Here is a 4432-nt window from a genome sequence, read left to right as displayed (position 1 = left end):
ATCCGCGCTGCAAGAGCAAAACCAGCAAGAGCAAAACCATTCCGAAGGCCGGGCCGCGGCAAACGATGCTGCTGCGCCGCTCGTCTCACCCGCGCCCGCGAGCAACGAGCCAGATGCAAAAAATCCGGCCAACGACGCGGCCCCGCCCGTGCTGGACACAGTGTCCGAATCGGATCTCAACCGCGTTCGCAAGGTCCGCGAGGCCGATCGTGTCGCTGCGCAAACCCTGCTGCGCGAGCGCGGCCAAGCGCTGCCGCGGCCCGAAGACGCATCGCCCGAGGTGGGTGCGCAGGACGACGAGCGCGGTACAGACATCGAGGACAACCAGATCGACATCGATGCGGCCTTGCGCAAACCGATCACCACGAGTGACGGCTATACGGTCCCCGCGCATATCGCATCGCGCTACATGATCAAGGAGGGACGATATTGGCGACTTGATTCGATGCAGCCAGGTGCGCAACCCACACCTGCGACCAAGCCCCATTTTGAGGATGTGGGTAAGCGCTTAATAACCCAGCAAAACGATCGCGGCACGATCGCGGACATGCTGGCCGTGATGAAGGCCAAGAACATCGACGCGATCACGCTCAAGGGCAGTGAGACGTTTAGGCGTAACGCCTGGCTTGAAGCGGCGCTCGATGGCGGCATTGAGGTTAAGAATTTCACGCCCAAGGAATCCGATCTTGCCTTGCTGGAAGCGGCTAAGCGCGAGCGCGATGCGCTGACGATCAAAGCCGGTAGTGCTCCTGCTCCGGTGCCTTATCGCGACGCCGCCAAGGGCGATGTGCAGCGAACCCGTGCCGCCACGCAATCGACGAAGGACAAACCGGTACCCGGCTTTGCCGCGAAGCCTGCCGATACGCTTAGCGGCGTATTGCTCGCGCATGGCGCCGCGCGCTTCCAGCATCAACCCGATGCGTCGTATTCGTACTTCGTGCAGTACCGCGATGCCGCAGGGCATGAGCAGACCGTGTGGGGCGTCGACCTCAAAAGAGCGATGCAGGCCAGCGAAGCGAAACCGGGCGACACGATCTCACTGAAAAATATGGGCGAGACGCCGGTGACCGTGCAGGAGCCGGTGCGCGACGCGGCGGGTCGCGTGACGGGAATGCAAGACAAAGAGGCGTTTCGCAATACCTGGGAAGTCACACGCGAGTCCGCGCCGCAACCGGCTACGCAAGCGTCACCCGTGACGGTGGCGCAGATCCGCGAACGGTTAATCGAGGCCATGGAAGGCATGCCATTGCGCGCGCGTAACGAGGTGCTAAACCGCTTCGATGCGCGGATGAAGGCGGGTGTCGAGGTCGAAGGAATGATGAATCAAGGCGGGTTGAACTGGGAGGCGGCGGTGTCCGAACTCGATAAACGCCACGCCGCGTTGCGGGCCGGGTGGAGCGCCCCGAAGGCCGCGCCTGTCGCACAGGCCTCGCCATCCCTCCAACCGGTAAGCAACAAGCCCGCTATGTAACGCAGGTCGCGATCTGTCTGCCTGGATAAAAGGGCTATCCGGATTTGAGTGTGTTTCCCAACAACAGAATCCGTTTTTGGCGTGAATGACATGACGAATGAAGAACCGACAACCGAGGCCGTACCAACCCCGCGCAGACACAGAAAACCCGCTGGTGCAACCGGCGATACACGCCCTGTCTCAAGGTTGCAAAGCATCGAAGAACGCCAGTACCACGTCGCCCTGGAAGCTCCTGATGTGCAGGCCGCTCTCCATGACTACGAGTGCGCTCACGCTAAGCGAGACAGCATCAGCCGGAAGCTATGCGGCGGGTCTACGCATGTGACCGTGAGGGATTTAGCGCAATGGGAAGCATCCCTTTCGGAAGCCAAGAAGGCGTTGGCGCAGATCGCTAAACGCTCGCCTATTTTGGAGCGTCATCCGATCTTCTCCGCTGTGGTTGCCCACAGCTAAATCCGGAAACCCGATAAAAGGAACGTGAAATGAGTATTGCCATTGTGAATTGCTCGGGCAACGTCGGTAAGACCACCGTGACGCGCGAGTTGCTTGCTCCCCGTCTTGCGCATATGAGCATGCGACAAGTCGAATCGATCAACACCGACGATTCGGCGGGAGCGCCGGTCGAGGTGATGATTGCCGCGCGCTTTGATGAGCTGCATTCCGATCTGATGCGCGGAACCGACTTCCTGGTCGACATCGGCGCCTCGAATGTGGAGGAATATTTAAATCGATTGGATGCGTCCACTGGCTCACAAGAAGACTATACCTGCTTTGTAGTGCCGGTCGAGCCGGAAAGCAAGCAGATGAAGGACACAATCAAGACGATCAATCTTCTCGCTAGTCTTGGCGTGGAGTCAAATCGCATTCGCTTGCTATTGAATAAGGTCGAGTTGATCAAGAGTGAAGAGCGTGACGTGACGTTGCGTCGTTACTTTGGTCATATTTTCGAACTGCACAAGCGCGCGGCGACATTTACGTTAAACCTGGATGCCTTGGTGCCCAGGAGCGATGTGTTCGCGCTCGCCGCTGCCGCTGGGCGCACGATTCACGACATCGCGACCGATGGAATCGACTACAAGGCGCAACTGCGCGATGCGACAAGTGAAGCGGAGAAAGACCGGCTTGTGCGGTTAGTGGCGCTCAAGCGCAAGGCGCTATCGATCGAGCCATTGTTGGATCAGGCCTTTGATGCCTTGATGGACGGAGTGCGGCCGTGAACGAGCGCGCCCCTGAATCGGACAGTGCAGAGAAAGCATCGGTACGCCTGGGTAAGGTGATCGCCACGATGCCCGCATCGAACGAATTAGCGGTGCTCGCCGAAATCCTGATCGAGCAGATGAAAGTGGTGGATGCGCAGCACCATGTTGCGATGCTCATGGACGTCACCGACCAACGGCTTACCGCAACAGTGCAGGCACTGCGCGAAGAAACCACGCAGTGGTCAAAGCTCGTTGGCCAAGCGCGGCAGAGCTTCGTTGGCGAACTGGCGGCGAAGGCGGCGGACCAGGCGCGCCAGGCCGCGACGGCGGAAGTGGCCGACGAACTGGCACGGCTGCGCCTGGCGCTAGAGCGGCGCGACCCGATCAAGATCCGCTGGCCAGGAACGGCGCCGCTCTCGCCGCGCTTTGCGAGCATCCCTACCGCGATTGCCTTTTGCGCGGGCGCCGTCGCTTTATGGGGCGCGTTGCACCTCTCGCACCTGCTCGGGCTATAAGGCGGTGCAAATCAATATCGAATGAGTATGGAGACATAAGATGCTCGAACAACAGCCAAAGCATGAACGGGTGAGCCGGGCTCGGAACGCCCTTCGCTGGAGCGCAGTCGCGGGTGCAAGCGCGGCGCTCCTGGCGATGATGGTTATCAAGTGGCCGACGCTCTCAGAACGCGCCGCGCGCTGGACGAGTACGGCGAGCAGTGTCTGCGAGCTGAAATCGGGATTCTCGCCAGAGGGCAGCGCCGCGGTGCTGGTTGACGACGTGATCGACCAGGCGCATTCACGTGTGCAAGTGGCTGCCTACACCTTCACCTCGCCTGATGTGGTGCGCCGGCTCATCGCAGCCAAGGAGCGTGGCGTCGATGTCGCGGTGATCGCGGATGCCACCGAAAACGAACCCGGTGCAAGGATGGGGCCGAGCGCATTGGCGCAACTCGTCGAAGCGGGCATTGCGGTTCGCACCATCTCTTCGTACGCCTTGCATCACGATAAATACATTATCGCCGACGGTGAAACCGTGCAAACCGGGTCATTCAATTACAGCTTGTCCGCAGAGAGACGCAATAGTGAAAACGTCATCGTGATCGCCAGTTGCCCGGCGATCGGGCGCAGCTATGAAACGCACTGGCAAAGCAGGTGGGAGCAGGGCGTGCCCTACAAGCCGGTGCGTTAAGGGCGTATTCAGGTCCCCAAGAACGATACCCCATGATCCCGTAACGGGAGGTGATAAGACATGTCAGAAGATAAAAAACCGGTTTATGTGGTGGCCGATGCCGATCCTCTCGCGCGCTACCTCGCTAGATTCAATGCCACGGGGGAGTTCGCGCTGGCCGTTCGGCGCTTGATGGCAGCGGGCGTCGCGGTCTATCGCGTGGGCGATGTTTATCAGGTAGATGATGACGGTCGACCATTAAGCCAAGCGGAGCGCGCACAGTGGTTTATTTCGATCACCAACGAGATCGACCAACTCATACCGGAAGACCTGCTACCGAGAGCTGATACCGAGCGCGAGGCATGGGAAATTGCGGTGAAGAAGATTCTATTCTTGTTCGATCCGGATGATGAAGCCTGGATCGGTAGTAAGGGCGCGGCAGACAGATAGATAGCGCGGCGATCACGGTCTCTAGCAATCGGGAGTGGGAAGGGATGAAAAAGTCAATGATCACAGCGGCGGTAGTGAGCGCGGCGCTCATAGCGAGCCAGGCACACGCGGACGACAACCAGGATGCGTGCGGCGCGGTGTTGTG

At 59.7% G+C, this 4432-nt stretch carries 6 protein-coding genes; all 6 read left to right on the top strand.

Translation table 11 applies throughout. From position 1 onward, the window contains the following. Positions 1-1471 (top strand): LPD7 domain-containing protein (locus WM40_RS25680; protein WP_330218181.1); only part of this gene is annotated, 1471 nt, incomplete at its 5' end. Positions 1472-1561: 90 nt separating this feature from the next. Next, a complete protein-coding gene (locus tag WM40_RS25675) occupies positions 1562-1924 on the top strand; it encodes a hypothetical protein (protein WP_201779184.1) in 363 nt (120 codons plus the stop codon). 29 nt (positions 1925-1953) lie between these two features. Next, the gene (stbB, locus tag WM40_RS25670; protein WP_046154441.1) at positions 1954-2688 is read left to right on the top strand and encodes a StbB family protein; all 735 of its coding nucleotides are present in this window, start codon (positions 1954-1956) and stop codon (positions 2686-2688) included. After that, positions 2685-3185 (top strand): hypothetical protein, encoded by a 501-nt coding sequence (locus tag WM40_RS25665; protein WP_046154440.1) that lies wholly within the window; start codon positions 2685-2687, stop codon positions 3183-3185. Before stbB ends, WM40_RS25665 begins: the two co-directional genes overlap by 4 nt. Before the next feature lie 40 nt (positions 3186-3225). Continuing rightward, on the top strand, positions 3226-3858 hold the full coding sequence (locus tag WM40_RS25660) for a phospholipase D family nuclease (protein ID WP_236693706.1): 633 nt from the start codon (positions 3226-3228) through the stop codon (positions 3856-3858). 60 nt (positions 3859-3918) lie between these two features. Next, positions 3919-4287, top strand: a complete 369-nt coding sequence (locus WM40_RS25655) for a hypothetical protein (RefSeq protein ID WP_046154439.1) — start codon at positions 3919-3921, stop codon at positions 4285-4287. Positions 4288-4432 lie beyond the last annotated feature (145 nt).

It is taken from the genome of Robbsia andropogonis, from assembly GCF_000970345.1.
In the GTDB taxonomy this organism is placed as follows: Bacteria; Pseudomonadota; Gammaproteobacteria; order Burkholderiales; family Burkholderiaceae; genus Robbsia; species Robbsia andropogonis.
The sequence above is the reverse complement of the archived record's forward strand: the minus strand, read 5'-3'. Positions and strand labels throughout refer to the sequence as shown.